This is a genomic window from Priestia sp. 53B2 (assembly GCF_056099005.1).
Window position 1 is genome coordinate 225,772 of record NZ_JBLZXA010000030.1, and the last position, 20,258, is coordinate 246,029.

Sequence of the window (20,258 nt, forward strand, 5' to 3'; positions counted from 1 at the left end):
CTCGATTTGTCTTAAGTTATGTATACCCTTAATTAATCATTTTAAAACATTTTTTCAGCGTTCTTTTTCCGCTGTACGATATGCTGCGGCTTTTGCTTTGACAAGCAGCCTTGTAACCCAGTACACCACTAGCGTTATTCCTATATCAATAAGGAAAATATAAAACAAACTCATTCCTTTTCTTGAATCAATAAATTTAAAATGATGTTCAAATGGCGCCAGTCCAAACGAAAAAACGGCGCTCAAAAGAATTGTATACAGATAAAAATTCTTTTGATGATTTATACAATATTGATAAATCAGCAGAAATCCTACCGGCAAAATAGAAGCCGTAATATTTGTTGCGTTCGGAAGCAGAGGCGTTAAGAAAAATGTATGCGTCAAATAACCGCTTCGTCCAAGTGCAATATCAATATATGCCCAAAGCATATGCACTGTGTAACCGAAGAAAAACACCTCAAAAATCCGCGTCCGGTCTACGGTAAAATACAACAACACAAGAGGAAGAACGAGCGAAGCGAGCACCACCCAAAACTGCCAGTTTCCAAAATCTGAATACTGATGCCAATACGACGATAATAACTCCTGCAGCTTATCGCTTTGTTCATGTATGTTTCCCCAGTATCGTTCATAACTCACTGAAGTAACCTCCTATATAGAGTCTCTGCTTATGTATGTACGAATAAGCTCCATTTTATACAGAGAAACATGGAAAGGGCCATTTATTGCTTACGATTACCTAAATAGGTCACCGGAAGCTCACATTCAGTTACTTTCTCCTCTTTTCGATCAACAGCATACGCTTTTGCTGTTGGTCTTGAGCTAACTGATACGGATAGCTTCTCATCTTTAAAATGCAGCGCGGCTCCATCGAAAACCCTCCGCCGCCCATGGCTATAATTTGTCTCATTTCAATTCTTCCTTTCAAAAAGATGATATAAAGAATGGAAATTCATACTATTTCCAATAGATAGTTTTCCGTATAATGGAAGAGTAAAAAGAAGGTGGTGTAAAACTTTTGAAAATAGCACGAACACTTTTACTAATACTAGGCATTTTTATTATATTGTTTTGTATCTTTGGCTATATCGATTATAACGGTCAAAAAATGGAGCTAGGAGCCAAACAAGAAAAAAACATTCCTTCTTCCATTAACACTAAAGCAGGGACCATTACGCTATCTGCTGTGAGTAAAAAATACGATAAAACGCAGTTTGGTTTTTTTGTTATCCAAAACAATTCGACGCATACCTTAACGATTCCTTACGAAAATACGGCGGATCACTTAAAAGACGGCAAGTGGTACAAAGTTGTGCTAAACGGATTAGAGTTTCCAGATAAAACTGTCTCGCTGAAGCCAGGGAAATCATTCAAACAAGATATCTCAACTCCTAACTACAAAGTAGGAAAATACCGTTTTGTTCAGCACTTTAAAGATGAAAACGGAAAAAAGTATGTGTTAGCGGCTCCTTTTGAAATTGTTTGGCCGAGCCTTAAGAATGTTCTCGGGCAGTTTGATTAAAGATAAAAAGAGAGATTTAAAAATACCGAAATTCATCTCACCTAAAGACGAACAAATCGGGTGAATGATTAGTATGAATTGCTTGTTACCCCGCTGTTGATTTCCGTGCAAGACTTCGCTTTCCGCGGGCGGCCGGTGAGCCTCCTCGTCGCTTTCGCTCCTGCGGGGTCTCACCTGTTCCGCTTTTCCCGCAGGAGTCTTCGTCTTGCCCTCCAATCCACAGCTAGAAGCAACTACGTTCACTATAAAAACAGAAAAAACGAACGGTTAACAAATAAACCGTTCGTACATTACTTCAACTTATCTTTGCCTCTCTTTATCAGTTCTGATTTAAAACGCGAAGTGTAACTTGCTTTGTTCCGACTTTTACCGTCTCTCCGTTTTTGATAGTTTCTTTCACACTGAGAGTGTGCAGCAGAAGATTTTCTTGAAGCAATGTTTCAAACTTCGCGACGGCTTCCTTCACTTCCTCGTCTCCGCTAAGTTCCAAATCAATACGTAAATTCACGGGTAAATCCAGCTTTTTGCGATAGTCTTGAACCGCTCGAATTACTTCACGAGCGACTCCTTCCTGCACAAGTTCTTCGGTTAACGCCGTATCTAACACGGCGGTGTACGTGCCGTTTGATGCAACTGCAAAGCCTTCTTTTGGCACTTTTTCAACAAGTACGTCTGCCGTTTCAAGCGTTAAGTTTTCTCCTGAAGCAAGCGCTACATTCAACTTGCCTTGCTCAACAAACTCTTTTCCTTTCTCTTCTGAAAGGTTTTTCAGCGCTTGATTGACCTCATTTACTTGTTTTCCAAACTTTGGTCCAGCCTGTTTAAAATCAAGTTTTAACACGTACGAAACAAGCTTGTCGTCGTCTTGCTCTACGTTAAAGTTCTTTACATTAAGCTCATCTTTGATTACATCATGGTATGCTTCCCACTCTACATCTTCTTCCGTTACCACAAGCGAAAGACTTTGCAGAGGCTGCTTTACTTTTAACGCATGCGTATTTCGGATGCTTCGGCCTAGTTCAACTACTTTCAGTACCGCCGCCATTTCTTTTTCCAGCTTTTCATTCACTTTGGTTTGATCATACACAGGATAGTCTGCCAAATGAACGCTTTTTCCTGTCAGATTTTCATGAATATCATCCGCAACAAACGGCGTAAACGGTGCTAACAGCTGACTTAACGTCACTAGTACTTCATGGAGCGTATCGTAAGCCGCTGCTTTTTCGCGGTCCATCCCTTCTGACCAAAAACGGTCGCGGGAACGTCGTACATACCAGTTGCTTAGCTCTTCAATGAATACCGCGATTTCACGAGCCGCGCTTGTAAACCCGTAATCTTCAAGATGTACTGTTGCACGCTTAACCGTACTATGCAAACGTGAAAGAATCCACTCATCCAATTTTGTTTTTTTCAATTCATACGTTTGCTCCCGGTCATAGCCGTCAAGCTTAGCGTATAACACATAAAAACCATACACGTTCACGAGCGTATCAATCACTTTTGACTTCGCTTCTTGCACGACGCGCTCTGAAAATTTCTTCGGATTCCAAGGCGCACTGTCTGCTAAAAGCGCCCATCTAAGCGCATCGGCACCAAATGTATGAATAAGATCCACCGGGTCCAGCGCATTTCCTTTACTTTTAGACATCTTTTGACCGTTTTCATCTAAGACGTGGCCAAGAGACAAAACGTGCTTATACGGTGCTTTTCCTGTAAACAGCGTTGAAACTGCCATCAAGCTGTAAAACCAGCCGCGCGTTTGATCAATTCCTTCTGCGATAACGTCTGCTGGAAACTGCTTTTGAAACAGCTCGCTGTTTTCAAAAGGATAGTGATACTGGGCAAACGGCATTGACCCGCTGTCAAACCAAACGTCAATGACTTCCGGCGTTCGCTTCATTTCTCCGCTGCAGACCGGACACATCAGCTGCACATCATCTACATAAGGCTTATGCAGTTCAATGCTGTCATCAAAGGAATGAGACGCATGTTTCTGAAGCTCTTTGATGCTTTTTGGCGCTACTTGATGCGGACATCCCCCGCATTCCCATACGTTCAGCGGCGTTCCCCAGTAGCGTTTTCTGCTGATGTTCCAGTCCACCATATTTTCTAAAAAGTTGCCAAAGCGGCCGTGCTTGATATGATCCGGGTACCACGTTACGCTTTCATTGTTTTTCAAAAACTGTTCTTTTAACGCCGTCGTTTGGATAAACCAGCTTTCATTTGCGTAATAAAGAAGCGGCGAGTCGCATCTCCAGCAAAACGGATAGCTGTGCTCATGCTTTTCTTTATGATACAGCACGTCTTGATTCGCTAAATAACGTACGATATCAACGTCGCAGTCTTTTACAAAACGCCCTTGAAACGGCGGCACTTCAGATGTGTACTGTCCTTTTTCATCCACCACGTTCACAAATGAAAAGCCGTTTTCTTTTACAACTCTGTAATCATCTTCGCCGTATGCAGGTGCTAAATGAACAACTCCTGTTCCGTTTTGATCCGTTACGTAATCAGCCGTCACTACTTCATGCCCTTTTTCCACTTTCACAAAATTAAACGGCGGCTCATACGCCATCCCTTTTAATTCATTTCCTTTATGTTGAGATAAAACGGTATACTCTCCTTTTAACACTTTGTCTGCAAGCGCTTCTGCCACAATATACACGCTGCCGCCTTGCTGGGCGCGAACGTAGTTCATCTCTTCATGCACCGCAAGTGCCACGTTTGACGGCAGCGTCCAAGGCGTTGTCGTCCAGCCTAGAAAATACTCGTTATCGCGGTTTTTCACTTTAAATTTCACCGTTACCGTTAAATCTTTTACATCTTTATACCCTTGCGCTACTTCATGCGAACTCAGCGACGTTTGACAGCTCGGGCAATAAGGTGATACGCGGTGGCCTTTATAAAGAAGTCCTTTATCATGAATCGTGCCAAGCACGTTCCATACACTTTCAATGTATGAATTCTCCAAGGTGATGTAAGGGTCTTCCATATCAACCCAATAGCCAAGCTGCTCCGTGAATGCGCGCCACTGCTTTTCATACACAAATACACTTTCTTTACACTTGTTGATAAAAGCTTCCACGCCGTATTTTTCAATGTCATGCTTCCCAGATATCCCGAGCTGTTTCTCGACACCGAGTTCAACCGGCAGTCCGTGCGTATCCCAGCCTGCTTTTCGAATCACTTGATGCCCCGTCATCGTCTTATAACGAGCCACTACGTCTTTAATCGTCCGACCTAACGCGTGCCCGACGTGAGGAAGACCGTTTGCTGTCGGAGGTCCTTCATAAAATACAAACGAAGGATGCCCTTCTCGGTTTTGAACCGACTGCTGAAACACATTTCCCTTTTGCCACTGCTGCTGGATACGCTGTTCGCGCTCTTGCGAAGACTCCCTTACATTCACTTCTTTCATGTGATACCACTCCTTTTAAAGTTAAAAGCACACAAAGAAACCCGTCCCTATGACTAGGGACGGGTTTTAACCGCGGTACCACCCTGGCTTCTATTGATCCGTTCATCAATAGCACTCAGCAACGTACAATCATACGCGTTCTTTTTAACGGTAGACTACCGTTCAAACTTACTTATCGTTCAGTTTGACTTCTCAGAGAGGATATTCCCCTGCAGCTTGAACACCGGCTTTCAGCTATCACCGGCTCTCTGTGGAACAAACTTGCAGCGTACTGATTCTCTTCAACGAATTTGTGTGCTTTTATTAGTAGCTATTGTATGCGTTTTGGAAGGGAATGTCAATGTTTTGAAATACTTATTGAGATCAAAAGATTTAGATCTAGGTTATTCTGTTTCTGCACTTAACATTCGATCAATTTTATTACGCGCTGTTATCCCGTTCTTATCTTTCCATTCAGAAGTTCCACTGCTTCTTCGCTGTGTCACAAACACTCCCGCAGCTGATATAGAAGAAAAAACTTGATCTTGTACCAGCACGTATCTACCACCTTTTATTTCTAATACACCGTTTGCTAAGAAAGTATTAATATGGTCTTGCTGCCTTTTAAGTTTAGCTCCTTCTAGCTGCTGTTCGCTCGCAAGCAAAGCTCCTTTATAGACAAGAAATCCATCGCTAACATATTTCCCGGTCGCATACGCATCTCGGCGTTTACAATATAGAACGTCCTCTACTATTACTGATTTTATATCTTCTGACAAATGTGTCTCAACTCGAACAACCTTTTCTATCGCTTGCTCTGCTTCAATATTTGGTATGTCACCAGACTGTACAGCTTCGCTTTCATATTCTATTCCATTTGAAGCATCCGCAAAAATTGAAAAGCCTAACCCACCAAGTAATACTTTAATAACATTAAAGATATCTGTCAGGTCGTCTCGTCTAAATTCACGCACAAATGGTTTTGTGGGAACGGTTTGATTAATATTATATGTACCAGAACGCATGGCTGCTAGATAAGAAATGTGTTCTAAGTATTTTACATCAACTTTATCTAATTGATCTTGAGAAGCATTAGAGACAATTAACACGGCCACATCCCAAAAGCTTTTACCTGTTGATGGACTAGCATGCTGTCTTAAACGTTCATATCCCACTTCTGCCTCTCCAATATATGCCTCTTTATCTTCTCCAAATAAAAAATAAATGCCGGGCTTTTCTATTTCACTTTCACCCTTTAAATCTTTCAAACTATTTCTAGGAATAAATACAGCCTGTATCATTGTATTCGGTACCTCAGATACTTTAATCCCATTTGGATCATCATCATAAAACCAAGTTTGTATTCGTTTCGCACCGCTTTTTCGTAGCATCTTTCTTCCCCCGTTTATATCTTCTTTAGCGTATTTTAACTGACATCACGATATGTAAATCAATTCCTAATTATAGACGCAGCAATCTATCATTCACAAAAATTAATTTATATCACCTGCTTGATATCTAGCAGGTCCCTTGAACACTTCTCTAACATGCCACCCAAGAAAATCTTCACTCGGCTGATACGCCGGATGAATAGGATCTCTAAGCTTTTGCCCGTGAAATTTCATAAGCCATTCTTCAAATCCATTCGTCCCGTGCGCTTGAGTTGCCACTAGCAGCTCATTATGATCGGAAAAAGTAAAAACTCCCCGATCAAATAATTTATGATGCATTGAACATAACGCGATTCCATTACTTTCAATATCTGTACCTCCCGCTTGATGCCACTTAATATGAGCGGCCTCTACCCCAACTAAATTATGTCCAAGACGAACGTTGAAACCACAAACAGCGCAGCTATATCCGTAAGCTTGAAGAATTTTCTCTCGAAACTTTGGATCTCTTCTTCTCTTTAACTGTGTTTCAAAATCCAAGCCTACGGCTCTTAATATATCTTCATGGATCGTATCCGGAAAATGCTCATTTAATAAAAATTGCGCTGCATCTTGAAGCAGCGCAGGATCATTTGCAAAAAGATTATAAACATCCGATTTAAAACCGCCTACTATATTCGTATTCAACAAATATTTATCTGTAAAGCTACGCTTATCAACTTCTTCGCTTAGCTCCCATATTCCATCTCCTGCCAAACGAACAAAAGGATGCTCCGGATGATAGGAACTGCGAGAAGGTCCAAACTCCATAAGCAGCTCTTTTAAAGGGATTTTCACCTCGCTATACGGCAGGTGCATTTGCTGCTTTTCCTGGAGCTGACCTAAGGCATACAGTATTAGTAATGGTTTGTGCGGAGCTCTTTGATCTCTTTTTTTCCAGATGTTTAAGTTCTTTATTTTTTGTAGTAATTCTTCTCTGTTCATAAACTTGCTTTAACTCCCATCTATAAAACTATTAAAAACCTTAGAGCTAAGTCCGTCTTTGAAAAAGTATTAATAAATGTAAGTATAATAACTAATTGTATTATATGACACCATTAAATGATCAAGGGGATTTTATTTACAGAGGCATTTATAAAACGCTACTTTATAATACTTTCTTATCTAAGTTGTTTTGTTCAAAGAATTCTTTTTTGATACCTTTTCTACTTTTAAAACTTACTCGTTCTGTGTCTTTAATACCTACATTAAATAATCTCTCACAAAGAAAAAAGCTCTCCAAGAAACATATAGGAGCGCTTTTAAAGGTTGCATACATTTTTTTATCGTTGGGATTTTCTATACCCAGCTGCCTGTGCATCCGCTTCTGAACAGAACCAAACAATATTATCTTGAGTTCTATCATAATAAGCTCCGCTAGGTACGTGGTAAATTTTCGAATTTTTATTACCTTTGATTTGACCCGAACAAGACATATTAGACTGTTGATCATCACTCGGATCGTTTTCAAATGGCTTATAATTTCCACTGCTGCTAGTAGAACTGCTAGTTGTAGTCTGTTGACTAGCTGCTTGTTGTTGAGCTTTACGCTCTGCTTCTTGTTTTGCCGCTTGCTCCTGAGCTTTTCGTTCTGCCTCTTCTTTTGCCGCTTGCTCCTCGGCTTTTCGATTTGCTTCTTCTTTTGCCGCTTGCTCTTCAGCTTTTTGTTTTGCTTCTTCTTTTGCTGCTTGCTCCTCGGCTTTTCGTTTTGCTTCTTCTTTTGCCGCTTGCTCTTCAGCTTTTTGTTTTGCTTCTTCTTTTGCTGCTTGCTCCTCAGCTTTTTGTTTTGCTTCTTCTTTTGCTGCTTGCTCCTCGGCTTTTCGTTTTTTCTCTTCTTTTACTGCTTTATCACTATCACTCTTTTCAACTTTTTGCTTGCTGCTATCAGCACCATCTTTTTTAGATGCAACAGTGACACTGTTTTGCGCAGAACTTACTTGAGTTGAAGCAGGAGTAGAAGTTGATTCTCCATCACTAAAGACTCCGGCAATAAAAAAACAACTAAGAATTAAATATAGATAAGAAAATAATACACGTTTTCTTGTTTTGATTTTAAATTTAGGCAATACCCACTTTGGCTTTATTAATCCAATAAATAATCCTATGATGCTTAAAAACAGAATCAGTAAAGCTAGTCCCATAATAAAATTATGAGTAGCTGACGGTAATAAGGCATGTAATATGAATAAAAGAATTAAGGTGTAAACAGTAGAAGCCATAAACATTTTCCAGCTTGTCTGTGAACGATATCCTAATACCTTAGTCCAGACGGGTCTTTTTACTACGTTAACTTCCATAGAAGAATGGTTACGAATAACTTGCTCTACTTCCTTTCCTTTTACTTCTATTGTAATATCCATATTTGTATCATGACCTATAAATGTAAATACTGATTTTGCAATGGTATGGTCAATTGTAGCACTAGAGAAATCAGACCATTCATACCGCTCAATTAACATTAAATTTCGTTCAGCGTTCTTGCTAAATTCATAAAGATTCATACCTTTGTCGTCTACTGACGAGTAGTATACCTTTGAATTTATTTTTCCGTAATTAACTTTTGATACTAGCAACAGCTTATTCTGACTATTTGTATAATCATTCTCTATATGAGCTTTCGCAATTGCTTCATTGGATTCTTTTTGGTTCTTATACCTTGTCTTAGACATTTTGACCTTTCCCTCACTCTTTCTTGATTCCTTACACTAATTAATAGGCAAGTTAGTGTGAACTTACTAATATTTTCATATGCAACTAATCTATCTTACAATAAAATGTTGTATAAACGGGTACTATATTTCCTTTAATTTCTTTAAAAGGACTATTTTAGATTTGACCTGCACTTATGAAGGGAATGAAAAGATTAAAAGAAGGAATGAAATGTTATGAGTATAATATTTTCAGCTTAATTTCCATTTTCATACTCCTTCTTGTTCTTATTTTTGTAATTAAGCAAGGAAATGTTCCTTATTAACAGTGCTATACAAATGAAAAACCATCAACTAAGGCTTAGTCGATGGTTTTATTCGTTGAGTTCCTTATTTTATCTATTGGTAGTTATTTAATATAAATAAGGTCTTTGATATTTAATAACTAATTGTATCAACTTAAATTAATATAATACTTGTTGTCCTTTATAGTTTTATTTGAATTTTTTCTAAATAATCTACACTATTCATTACATTAGACGATTTCCGGAATAGGTTTACGAGTATCCCACAAAATTAATGGTATTCCTTTTTTCTTGTAGTATTCTTGTTTACGCTCCATATTTGCAAGGTAATCTTCCTTATCCATAGCATCATTAACATCCATTAGATCAATTACAACACAATATCCTGATACCCCACTTCTTCTACACCTTCATCTTCCATTTTAATTCCTATTCCATTTTCAATATCCCAAGAAACATCGCAAAGTAAACCCAGTCTTCTTTTTCCATTCTTCCTTACTCTTCTTACGATTAATTCAGTGGGCTCCACTAATTTTTTTAAATCTAAGATGGAATGAATGTTTGGAACAACCTGATTTGCTTCTGATTTATTAGCTATCATCTCTCTATACTCTTCATAGTTCTCCATATAGTAATCGTATATATGCTTTTCTGCCTTATTCATTATGTTTTCCATATCTTGAATAAAGTTAAGAAATGCTTCTTTTTGTACATGTGAAAAATCAGTGTTTTCGTATGCATCAACACTTAAAAGAATTTCTTTTTCTATACCAAACATTTTAATCGTAGTTTTCCCTCGCCAAAAGTTGTTTTTATATTCAAGCTTTCCAAATGATTCATCATTAATCCTTGTCATTCTAATCGCTCTCCTAGCTTAGCTTTTAAATTACATAGCCTGTTTATTTGTAGCAGCTACCGTTTTTTCTACTCTTTAATTAAATCAATGTAATACTCATTATCGTTTATAAATTTCTTGAAAAAATCTTCTAATGAGTCTGCGATCGGCGTGTCCAAATAAAAGACTGGATTATTAGGTGATTTTAAGTCTAACGATATATATACTCCTTCATTCACTTCAAAGAAAATAAGTTTATCTTCTTCGTCAAGTTCCTCTAAATCTGAATCGAACTCAAACATTCCTTTTCGTAATTTAACATCTGCTACCGTTTTTGGTCCCATAATTCTATTGATTGCCGTATTACTTGGCTCCTTAATGAATCCATATCCAGCGTCTAAATATAACTGCCGTAAATCGTTAGGAAAACGAAAACCCATTTTGTCTTCGGCTTGTAAAATCTCCTGTTCAGATACAGGATAAATGTTATTTTTCCCATTATTAACAAACGCAAAATCTGCCATTACTGTTGCCTCCTATGAGATGCCGTTCATACGTTTTTTATAATCAATTAGATTTACTCCGATGGTGAAGAAGGTGTACGATTAACGAAAGTGTAAACTATCTATTTCACTTAAAATCCAGCTGAGAAATGAGCTATTTTAAACTAGACGACAAATATTTACAGCTTTTATCTTCACCGTTTTCTACAAAAATCTTTCCAGACTGATTATTCATGACTACTAGCATGCCATTGCTTTCAAAACCTACCGGAATGTACGTGCTGTTTTCTTTTTCAAAAATGTACTCCTTTACACGTTGACAAAATGCTTCAGGTTCTACACCGGGAATGACAGGATATAAATAAACGTTATACTGAGACACCCATCCAATCATTTCAAGAAACCAAAACGAGTTAAAATAAGCTTTTACATCCCCATGAAGTACCACGTTTATTTCTTGTTCAAACTGTTGAAAGTTTGTATTTTCATACTTTTCTAGAGGCTTCCAAGATATATACCCTTCTTCATCTTGAGAACCTACATAAATACGTCCATCTGCTTCTTCATTCCAAGGAATCAAAGGCAACGTTCCATTGAACTCTTCCCATTTTTCTGATAGTTTCTTAAAGTATTGTTTCATTACATGTTTCAAAAGCTTTCCCCTACCTTATATACAACTGTATTTCCAACTCGATACTCTCCGTCCTGTTCACACGGAATATAACCGCTTAAATCCATACCTAACATTTAAAATATGATTTCAGAAAATCAGAAAAGGTAGGCCACGTTGCCTCTAGTTCTCCTTTTAACAGCAGCTCGTCTCCTCCTTCAAAATTAACTAGGTACACGTTATCGGTTAAAGTATCAAGCACTAGTACCGCATTTGCTGATATTTCACTTAAAATCAGATATTGTTTAGGAAAACCGTATTCTTTTCGGCAAATAAGCGTATATGCTTCAATGTTATTTTCTTCATCTACTAAATCGAGTAATTCAAAAGGTACGTATTCTTCCCAGAATGGTCCAGCATACCGGTTATAAAATTCTGTGAAGGTTTGGGATACCTTTACTTCTAGCCGTGCTAAAACATCCTTTACTGCAGTTTTATCTTCACGTATATATATTTCCCCTTCAAGAGCTTGGTTCAATTTATCTGGCAACATCTTAATGTAACATTCCTCCTAAGTCTTGTTTTCTACTAATTAATTGACTATTCAACATTTACCGAAATGAACGTAGCGTCATCACTCGGAAAATCATCTGGAAATGCATCACAGGCTAACTTTTTTGTAATAATTTGATATAAAAAACCGGTCATGGACAGTGAATAAATATGATTTTCATGCAATCTAGATTCATACACCACCACTTTCCATTCGTCAGGGCTCCCTTCAGTTAGCCAATATAATTCGTCACCATTCTCCGTGTATCCCCAAGGAAGAATCCCTCCAGTTTCTGGATAAATATGATGTTTATAATATTGAGTAAATTGAATATTAAATTTGGGTTCAAGCTCTTTTAAAGCCTCTTTATTTACTCCTAGATTTAACTTATGGATACCTCCAACATATTTATTTCTTCGACAAATGGCTTTAGCTCAGGGTTTTCTGAATAAATCTCTTCTCCCATTTATTTAGACTCCAAAGGGACCTCTTGTCTAACTCCTACCATTAATTAATATTCGCCTACATAATCAGTAAAAGAGATAATCATACCTCTACAACACATAAAATAAACATATACAGAATACTCTCATGGGATTCGAAAGGAGAAATCACCTTTGACAAAATATCGGATTATGACCTTTGATGGAGGCGGTACTTTAGGTGCTTTAAGTTTACAACTTTTGAATAGATTGGTTTATCAAAACCCCAAGTTAATTAGTGAAACCGATGTTTTTTCAGGAAACTCAATTGGTTCATTTACTGCTCTTGCACTAGCAAGCGGAAGAACACCAGAAGAGACGTTTGATTTTTTTAAAGATCAAATCTTACCGGCATTCAGCGTTTCCCGACCGGGCGGACCTGTTTTTAATCAACAAGTACCCTATTCTGGTTTTATTAAAGCCATACGAACGTTTTTCCCCCGAGACCTTCGCCTTAGAGACTTAAAAAAACGAATTGTTGTGCCTGCCTTTCACTTATTTTCACCGGAGCTGAATCGTTGGAATCCTGTGTTATTTCATAATTTCCCTGGTTCTCCCTACCTTAATGAAAAAGCAAGTGACGTAATACTTAGAAGCAGCGCTGCACCCGCAACGCAAAGAGCTTATCAAAACTATGTGGATGGGTATACAGTAGCAACTAACACCAGTACAGCTAGTATTGCGTTTGCAGTAGGGAAAGCAAACCAGCCGTTAGATCAAATTGCCGTATTATCCATCGGAACAGGTGAGCAGCCAACTCAATTAAGAAGAGATACCAAGGGATGGGGAATGGTTAGTGCCGATAACATACGACCTGAAGATATGGAGGACCTTCCGCCAAATTGGGGAGTACTTTTAGACCGGTCTCCTAATGAACCGTTGCTGCCGTTTCTTCAGATTATCTCTGGTGGATCGAGCTATTATGAATCAATGGTTAGCTCTGAGCTTTTAGGCGATCAGTTTTTTCGGTTAAATCCGAGGATTCCTAATTTCTCTAAAACGGATCCTTTGGTTGTTCCCGCCCTTATTTCGATTGCTAATAAAACGAATTTACGGCCTGCATTTCATTTTATCGAGAGAAACTGGAATTAATATGACCGTACTTTAGATTAATTTCTTGTTTCTATTGGAAGTATTTAAAATTTTATATAACAAGATATCCACGCTGGCAGTGTTGTACACTATATAAAGTGAAGTGTTTTTATTTCTTGTTAATTTATTTAAGTGTGCTATACTCCGGATTATTTTTTACTACATTTGAATATTATGCAATTTATATTCTTAGAATGAATGGTTCGTCGTCTTCCTAAGAATGAACCTTCTTAATAATATCTACCTAAATAAAAGACATTGGCTAAACCTTGGCCGATACCTTCTATTTGTTGGGTTCTTTATTTATCTATTGTTCATTTTTTAATATAAATAAAGCCTTTAATATTCAATAAGTATTGTATTATTCTAAATCAATATAATACTTATCATCTTCCATGATTTTCTCTAAAAATTCTTCTAAGGAATCTGCGATTTTTATATCATCATAATAAATAGCATTATTTTGTTCTTCACCTATTTCTATTAGTAGCAACGCACTTTCATTAGCTTCAAAAAATATTAATTTGTCCTCCTCCAGATCTTCGTAAACTTCTATATCAGGATAAAATTCAAAATCATTAACTTTTAATCTAGCATCTCTGATAGAAAATGGCCCCATAATACGATTGATATTGTATTCTGATCTTTGGAGAAAGCCATAACCAACCTCTAAAAGAAACTTCCTTAATTCAAAAGGGAACTTTAACCCTAATGTTCCTTCTACCTCTTCAATATCATTTTTACTTACAGGATAAAATTCATTATCTTTTTGATTCTTAACAAAATCGCATCTCATAATTTAGTTATCCCCTTTAAATCATTCATTAACTGTTGGTCCAGAATACAGGTCCGTAAAGCCGTTTGTTCGATTACTTTGAAACCTTTAATGTTTGGTAAAGAGCCATCGCATGATACTGACTCTCATTCCTTTTGCTGTTTTATAGAACACGCTGCCACCTTTTAATGAAAGTTTTTTGCATCAATATATTTTATGTTTCAAAAAGAAATTTTGTTTAATTTAGCTTCTTTTAATCATTTTAATAAAAATAAAATCTTTAAACATACTTATAAATTCTCAATTAATTTTGATAGATTTTCACTAATAATTTCAAATGAATTTCTCTCATAATCTTCTAATTTTACCTCTCCGCTTTCATTATCTACCACTAAAAGTAAACCGTTAGCTTCTATACCAATAGGGATATTAAAAAGCTGGTCATTATGGGCTTCTTTATAAAGCCCTGTTTCATGTTTGAAATCTTTTAATGCTATACCTGGTATAACAGGGTTCAACACTAAATCATATCCATTGTAGTTTCCAGCTAACTCTAAAAACCAGTAACAATTATAATATGCCTTAATATCTGGATACAGATGAACGTTAAGTTCTTTTTCTATATCTTCAAAATTACTCTTAATATCTTTTTTTAAAGGTTTCCAAGATATATAATCTTCTTCATCTTTTTCACCTTCAAAGATAAAATCTTCTGCTCCTTCGATCCATTGAGTCATAGGTAAAGTACTGTTAAAACCTTCCCATTCCTTTAACAGCTTACTAAAGTATATTTCCATTGCTTGTTTCACATTTAATATTCCTTTCCTTATATATTGAATAAAATGAATACACAATAAAAATAGGGCTCCTAAGAATCCTACTTTATAATAATTTATTCAATAAATTATTATTCCTTCAACTTTATTTCCCCAATTAATTCCTCAAGAGAATTTGCTAATAATTTTAATTCATTTGTTTCATAATCCTCTATGTAAATTTTTCCTTTTTCATTATCTACGTTAATTGCCATTTCATCCGGAGAAATAAAACCTATCTGTACATATCTAAATTCCTTACCTTGACTCTCTTCATAGTTCTTAAGATTTTTAAAATAACTTAATAAATCTTTATCCGGCTCGACAGGCTCAAGGTATATATAATTTGAATGATAAAGACCCTCTAAGCTTAAAAATAAATAACTATTGAAATAGTCTTTGATTGAGTGATGCAAGGGTATTCTAATTTCAGCTTCAATTGTACTAAAGTTTTCAACGTCTTTTTTTTCTACTGGTTTCCAAAAAATATATTCTTCTTCATCAGGCTCACTTAAATATAGTAGTGGATTTATGTCTTCATCCCATGGAGCCTTCGGAAATGTATTATACTTTTCATTCCAATAATCTAGCAGTCTCTCAAAATAATCCGTCATTATCCCTTTTACACTCATCCTAAGTCTCCTTTATTTAAACTTACCGACTGAAATTTGCTCGATTTCTCCTTTTAATTTCCTCCTAAAGTTTTTCTCTTGGCATTTTCTAATAATTAATAGAATAACTTTTTGAAGTGCTCATCTTGTTTATACCATAGGTTTAAAGTTTCAGACATCCCTATACATTTGAACATAATAAAAAACCTTGAAATCTATAGAACCAATCAAGGTTAAATAACTTAACAACCATATAGATTAATTTTAAAAGTCTTCGTCCCAGTTTTCTTTCGCATCAAGAAGTCTATTTGTTAAAAACTCATAAAAGTTCTCTGCTCTTTTGCCACTATATCCATCAATTCTGTCCCATGACACAACTACACATTCAGCGTCAATTAGGTTTCCAGTATCTAAACAATATACAAACTCTTCACAGTTTTCAACAACTACGTATTGAGTTGGCAATCCAATATTCCGAAATCTTTCAGTGTTTGTTATTACAGATGGAGTCGCGGATTTTCCACAGCCAAGTATATCTACTCCAAACAGCCCTCCAGAACCATAATTTTCAAGAAACCAGATATAACTATCCGAAAATTTCACTTTAAGTGCTTTTTCAACTTCTTTAATAATTTCGTCTGAGACTCCTCCAGTAAAATCATTAATCTCGGAATTGAATTGAATAAATTCACTCATTTCTTTTTGGTTCAAATTATTTCTCTCCTCATTAAAATCCTCTACAATAAGTTCGCTATAACTTACTTTTGAGACCTCTATATAGTGCAGTAGATTATCCAATAAAGTGTATTATATTCTTAAACATATTTATCAATTTTATCAATGTATCATGAAACGCTGATCAAAATCTACACTTAACCCAACTAGTGTTTCTTACGGTAACAGCCTCAGCACTTTCGCATTTAATAATATAGTAATAAAGCCCCCCTATTCTCTAAATCAACAAGGGATTACACAGAGTATGTCACGAAAATGGAATTGTTACGATAATGGTATAGTCGAAATCTTCTTTGGAATTATGAAGTCTGAACCTCTTTATTTAAAGCAATTTTAAAATGTTGAACATTTTAAAAAGGAATTGAAGAAGTGTATTTACTATAAGCATAGAGGGATCAAAACAAAATTAAAAGGCATGAGTCCAGTCCAATACCGAACTCATGCCCTGCAAGTTGCCTGCCAAAATAACCTGTCTAACTTTATGGAATCACTTCAAAACTTAAGGCTCTTTTCAGATTATAGCTTACTAATATTTAATGGATAAAAGTTCTTTAGGAACCACTTTTAATTATATCTATTATATTATGAATGTTTTCTTTTAATTCTTGATTCCTATTCTCTTTATACTGATGATATGCCTGAATTCCCCTATGAATAATAGCATTCATAGTAGGATGAAACGACTTATCTGTACACTCAATTAAAAAATCAAAAAACTCTGCACTAGCTGAGGGAGAATAAGAAAATACTTCTATAAGTATATTTATGGTAGCTCCCTGAATCTGTACAGCATCTTTTTTCTCTTTAAGAGAATAGCTGTTTATCATACCGAAACAAAATGTCGATACAACTTGTTTTTCTTGTTCATCTAAATTTTCCGGGGTTAATTGGCATATTTCTAAAAAATGATTAACCACCTTTTTCATCTCGCTATAATATGCTAAATTACGCTCCATTTTTTCCTCCTAATATACTAATATTTTTCCATTTGGATAATCTCCGTCCCATCCACAAGGAATATGACCACTTAAATAGATGTCTAACATATTGGTGTAAAAATCTGAATTATAATATTTCTCATATGTAAGCACCATAATGATGTTGATAATATCAAATTTAACAGAATTCACTATATCACTTGATAACCCTAATATGCTTACTTGGCTTTCGATTTTATCAATAACTTTAGGTAATACCTCTGTTTTAACTTCTCTCACTAATACATTCCAATTTTTATTATACAGCTCCGGTTTATTCTTGGCTAAATAACCCGTTAAATTATTTCTCTCTTCAAGACAAATATTTTCCCATTTCACTCCTTTTACATTCTTATTAACTACTTTTTTATTTGATAAATAAGAATAATTACTTCCTTTTGGAAGATTAGTTTCAACTCCACAGTATTCTAGCCAATTATTAGATGTTATTGCTTCAACTACGGCATTATTTAGTTCCATATAGTTTTCTCCTCTATTTAAGCTTAGGTAAATTAATTCTCCCAGGTATTCTTGGGACAAACGAATCTTTATTCAATCCATAAGATACTTGCTGTTCAAATGCTCGTTGGACAGCTTGCTGAGACTGAGTATCGCTTAAACCAGCTGACTTCAAAGATTCGTATAATGCGTCATTATATTCTGAAACCATCGGTATTTCACCAAACGATTCTCCGTTCCTTCTATAAGAGTTCCAAAAAGCCTCTAGACTTTCATGAGCCGAATAATGTGGACTACCGATATCTTTAAAGATATTTCCAGACAGTTCTATAGCTAATCCTTCTTTTCTAGGAATAACATCTCTAAAAGCTGCGTCTTGACTCAAGTGATGCGCTTGTCCTGTAACTTCTTTGTTTTTCCTCATGTTAGCATACGTATCAATAAGTAATTCATCTACATCTTCTAAATTACCTACAAGTTTTTCAGTTCCGACAGTAACCTTATCGCTTTTAACTCCCCACTCTGAATTCTGCATGTGCTTGCTATTATGAGATAACTTAGCACCCTTCATAAAATGCATCGTATCTTTACCCGTACTCTTCAACACATCCCGTACAGTTTGCTGCGCAAAGTCTACACTCACACCCACTGGTGCTTCCTGCGGTAAGAACCTCGGTACTTTCGCATCTAATACAGCATCATACATTTTTTTGGCTTTATCAATACCAGCTGCTGGCATTTTTCGCATCGCCTGCTGAATGTCTTTTCCATATTGAGTCACTTTACTTGTACGAACTACGTTGCGCATATCATTGAACTTTTTCGTGACTGCCTGTGCACTTTTTTCGACAAGCTGAGTGGATGCTTTTGAGGCAAGTAAACCGCCTGCTGCAATCCCAAAAGATTGAAACAAACTAGCCTGCTGCTCTTCTTTAGTAAGCTTATTTCCTAGTAAGTCCTTCCCCATTGTATACTCATACATGCCATTTGTTAAGACAAGTCCATACAATCCTTTTTCTGTTTTTTCAAGCACTTTAAAAGCTTTAGGTGTTTGGTAAAGAGCCATTGCATGATGCGCAGCACTCATGCCTTTTGCCGTTTTGTAGACAACGCTTCCGCCTTTTACCGCTCGTCCTGCCCAGCCTACGAACGGGATGAATCCAGCTGCTGCCATTGCTCCAGCTGTGACTCGCTGGGTAGCAGACAGTTTCTTATGCGTAACCGGATCCACTCCGTCTGTGGCTCGTTTAACATCATAGTATCCAGTAAGCTCTCCTGCAATATCCAGGCCTTTTTCATACCACGGCTTATTGGCCTGGATTTGTCTTTGTCTCTCAGCTTCAATGGCTGCTTTTCTTTCTTTAATTTCTTGTTTTTGTTCTACTTTCCCCTCTACATACCTCGTAGCAACTTTATCAATTTGCTGCTGTGTTTTGTATGCTTCGCTATTTTTGTAAGCTTTGGCATCAAAAGTGAGCTGATAAGCGCTGCCGCCTTGAGAAGTCAGCTGTTCCAAACCATTTACGCTAAATTGAACGGATTCATAGAAAGAATTTAACATTTCATATTCACTTGAAAGTTGATTATCTAGTTCTTCTACTGCGGTAATAGTTTCTGTTCTTTTTTTCTCCGCATCGCTTAACTCATCTTCAAAGGCCTCTGTGGAAAAAGGTGTAATATGTATAATATCTTCAATATTGCTTAAAATCGCTTCAAGTTCAGCTTGCTGCTGTTCGACCATTTGCTTAGAGCGATCATTAGCAACAGCCAGCTCTTGCTCTAAAAACGATACGTCTACAACCGTATCACCTTTTAATTTAGCTTGTTCCGCATAATCTGCAATACTATTAAAATAGGATTGATGTGAAGATACAAGGCTTTCCCAATGCGTGACCATATCTACTTGTGATGTATAAAAGCCTTTTATGTTGTCCGCACCTTTCCCTTGAAATTCATGATCCAGTGTAGCCACGGCATGAAGGGCTTTTTTTAATGCATCTAGCTGTTCATCAAATGCTTTGTACGCCTGCACTCTGTCTTTTGCATAAGCTAAAAGCGTACTGGCTTCATATACTTTTCCCATTACATACCCTCTTTTATTTTATGATTAATATATCTCTGGTTTGAGATTTTCCTCTATTATCCATTATAAAACTGCTAATACACTATCTAAATAGGATAATAATCCCTTTTATAAGCTAGTTGATTCATTAAAAAGGATATAAATTCAAAATAAAAGGGAATAGTCATAGGTACAAATATTTATTTCTAGTTTATATCACGTATAAAAACACTACGCTTCATGGTCAGACTACATTATTCCTAATTGCTTTCTTGTAATTCCACCTAAGTGGAAAGGTAACTTACGGCATACTATCACATCTCAAAGTCCTATTATTCTACAAAAGAAAAGCTACATTCACCCCAAAAATGTTGGTCACACTCTGGTCATATTTTGGTCATACACTATAGAAATTTAAGGGAAACTATAGTTCATTTAAATTTTAAA

General features: G+C 36.4%; 19 protein-coding genes, 1 pseudogene and 1 other annotated feature. Of the genes and pseudogenes, 3 read left to right on the plus strand and 17 right to left on the minus strand.

Annotated elements, in window-relative coordinates; all coding sequences use genetic code 11:
• Window positions 1-54: 54 nt before the first annotated feature.
• The gene (locus ACN6NE_RS25800; RefSeq protein ID WP_474328114.1) at window positions 55-639 is read right to left on the minus strand and encodes a hypothetical protein; all 585 of its coding nucleotides are present in this window, start codon (window positions 637-639) and stop codon (window positions 55-57) included.
• A gap of 130 nt (window positions 640-769) precedes the next feature.
• Window positions 770-910 (minus strand): hypothetical protein, encoded by a 141-nt coding sequence (locus ACN6NE_RS25805; protein ID WP_165351751.1) that lies wholly within the window; start codon window positions 908-910, stop codon window positions 770-772.
• Window positions 911-1,018: 108 nt separating this feature from the next.
• Between ACN6NE_RS25805 and ACN6NE_RS25810 the strand changes: the two genes are divergently transcribed.
• Entirely contained in the window at window positions 1,019-1,522 is a 504-nt protein-coding gene (locus tag ACN6NE_RS25810; protein WP_129710086.1) for an immunoglobulin-like domain-containing protein, read from the plus strand.
• A 319-nt stretch (window positions 1,523-1,841) separates the two neighbouring features.
• Here the strand turns inward: ACN6NE_RS25810 and ileS are convergent, their stop codons facing one another.
• The 8 genes from ileS to ACN6NE_RS25850 form a co-directional block, all read right to left on the minus strand.
• Window positions 1,842-4,940: an isoleucine--tRNA ligase gene (gene ileS, locus ACN6NE_RS25815; RefSeq protein WP_474328117.1), complete on the minus strand. Its 3,099-nt coding sequence runs from the start codon at window positions 4,938-4,940 to the stop codon at window positions 1,842-1,844.
• A gap of 52 nt (window positions 4,941-4,992) precedes the next feature.
• Window positions 4,993-5,234 (minus strand) — a binding site (T-box leader).
• Window positions 5,235-5,323: 89 nt separating this feature from the next.
• Window positions 5,324-6,310 (minus strand): GIY-YIG nuclease family protein, encoded by a 987-nt coding sequence (locus tag ACN6NE_RS25820; RefSeq protein WP_474328119.1) that lies wholly within the window; start codon window positions 6,308-6,310, stop codon window positions 5,324-5,326.
• A gap of 102 nt (window positions 6,311-6,412) precedes the next feature.
• Window positions 6,413-7,294, minus strand: coding sequence for a phosphorothioated DNA-binding restriction endonuclease (locus ACN6NE_RS25825; RefSeq protein ID WP_474328121.1), 882 nt, complete (start codon window positions 7,292-7,294; stop codon window positions 6,413-6,415).
• Between the two features lie 338 nt (window positions 7,295-7,632).
• Window positions 7,633-9,018 carry a sunset domain-containing protein gene (locus ACN6NE_RS25830; RefSeq protein WP_474328123.1) on the minus strand — a complete coding sequence of 462 codons (1,386 nt, stop codon included), beginning with the start codon at window positions 9,016-9,018 and terminating at the stop codon, window positions 7,633-7,635.
• A 654-nt stretch (window positions 9,019-9,672) separates the two neighbouring features.
• On the minus strand, window positions 9,673-10,158 hold the full coding sequence (locus tag ACN6NE_RS25835) for a DUF6985 domain-containing protein (RefSeq protein WP_129710094.1): 486 nt from the start codon (window positions 10,156-10,158) through the stop codon (window positions 9,673-9,675).
• A gap of 68 nt (window positions 10,159-10,226) precedes the next feature.
• The gene (locus ACN6NE_RS25840) at window positions 10,227-10,661 is read right to left on the minus strand and encodes an SMI1/KNR4 family protein (protein ID WP_129710096.1); all 435 of its coding nucleotides are present in this window, start codon (window positions 10,659-10,661) and stop codon (window positions 10,227-10,229) included.
• Window positions 10,662-10,794: 133 nt separating this feature from the next.
• A complete protein-coding gene (locus ACN6NE_RS25845) occupies window positions 10,795-11,292 on the minus strand; it encodes a SecY-interacting protein Syd (RefSeq protein WP_129710098.1) in 498 nt (165 codons plus the stop codon).
• Window positions 11,293-11,380: 88 nt separating this feature from the next.
• Window positions 11,381-11,803, minus strand: coding sequence for an SMI1/KNR4 family protein (locus ACN6NE_RS25850; protein ID WP_474328126.1), 423 nt, complete (start codon window positions 11,801-11,803; stop codon window positions 11,381-11,383).
• A 617-nt stretch (window positions 11,804-12,420) separates the two neighbouring features.
• Here ACN6NE_RS25850 and ACN6NE_RS25855 point away from each other — a divergent pair.
• Window positions 12,421-13,377, plus strand: coding sequence for a patatin-like phospholipase family protein (locus ACN6NE_RS25855; protein ID WP_474328128.1), 957 nt, complete (start codon window positions 12,421-12,423; stop codon window positions 13,375-13,377).
• 361 nt (window positions 13,378-13,738) lie between these two features.
• On the opposite strand, the gene ACN6NE_RS25860 is transcribed toward ACN6NE_RS25855, so the two are convergent.
• From ACN6NE_RS25860 to ACN6NE_RS25875, 4 genes are all read right to left on the minus strand, one after another.
• A complete protein-coding gene (locus ACN6NE_RS25860; protein ID WP_129710104.1) occupies window positions 13,739-14,173 on the minus strand; it encodes an SMI1/KNR4 family protein in 435 nt (144 codons plus the stop codon).
• 269 nt (window positions 14,174-14,442) lie between these two features.
• Window positions 14,443-14,961: a SecY-interacting protein Syd gene (locus ACN6NE_RS25865; RefSeq protein ID WP_129710106.1), complete on the minus strand. Its 519-nt coding sequence runs from the start codon at window positions 14,959-14,961 to the stop codon at window positions 14,443-14,445.
• Window positions 14,962-15,059: 98 nt separating this feature from the next.
• On the minus strand, window positions 15,060-15,599 hold the full coding sequence (locus tag ACN6NE_RS25870) for a SecY-interacting protein Syd (protein ID WP_129710108.1): 540 nt from the start codon (window positions 15,597-15,599) through the stop codon (window positions 15,060-15,062).
• A gap of 243 nt (window positions 15,600-15,842) precedes the next feature.
• Window positions 15,843-16,289, minus strand: coding sequence for an SMI1/KNR4 family protein (locus ACN6NE_RS25875; RefSeq protein ID WP_474328131.1), 447 nt, complete (start codon window positions 16,287-16,289; stop codon window positions 15,843-15,845).
• Between the two features lie 235 nt (window positions 16,290-16,524).
• Here ACN6NE_RS25875 and ACN6NE_RS25880 point away from each other — a divergent pair.
• Window positions 16,525-16,770 (plus strand): annotated as a pseudogene (locus ACN6NE_RS25880) (IS3 family transposase); the annotation flags it as partial.
• Window positions 16,771-16,864: 94 nt separating this feature from the next.
• Here the strand turns inward: ACN6NE_RS25880 and imm48 are convergent.
• From imm48 to ACN6NE_RS25895, 3 genes are read right to left on the minus strand one after another with little or no spacing between them, the layout of a single operon-like run.
• Complete coding sequence (gene imm48 / locus ACN6NE_RS25885) at window positions 16,865-17,269, minus strand: Imm48 family immunity protein (protein WP_098546773.1); 405 nt, start codon at window positions 17,267-17,269, stop codon at window positions 16,865-16,867.
• Between the two features lie 9 nt (window positions 17,270-17,278).
• A complete protein-coding gene (locus ACN6NE_RS25890; protein ID WP_129710112.1) occupies window positions 17,279-17,770 on the minus strand; it encodes a hypothetical protein in 492 nt (163 codons plus the stop codon).
• Window positions 17,771-17,783: 13 nt separating this feature from the next.
• Window positions 17,784-19,832: a ribonuclease YeeF family protein gene (locus ACN6NE_RS25895; RefSeq protein WP_474328134.1), complete on the minus strand. Its 2,049-nt coding sequence runs from the start codon at window positions 19,830-19,832 to the stop codon at window positions 17,784-17,786.
• Between the last annotated feature and the right edge of the window lie 426 nt (window positions 19,833-20,258).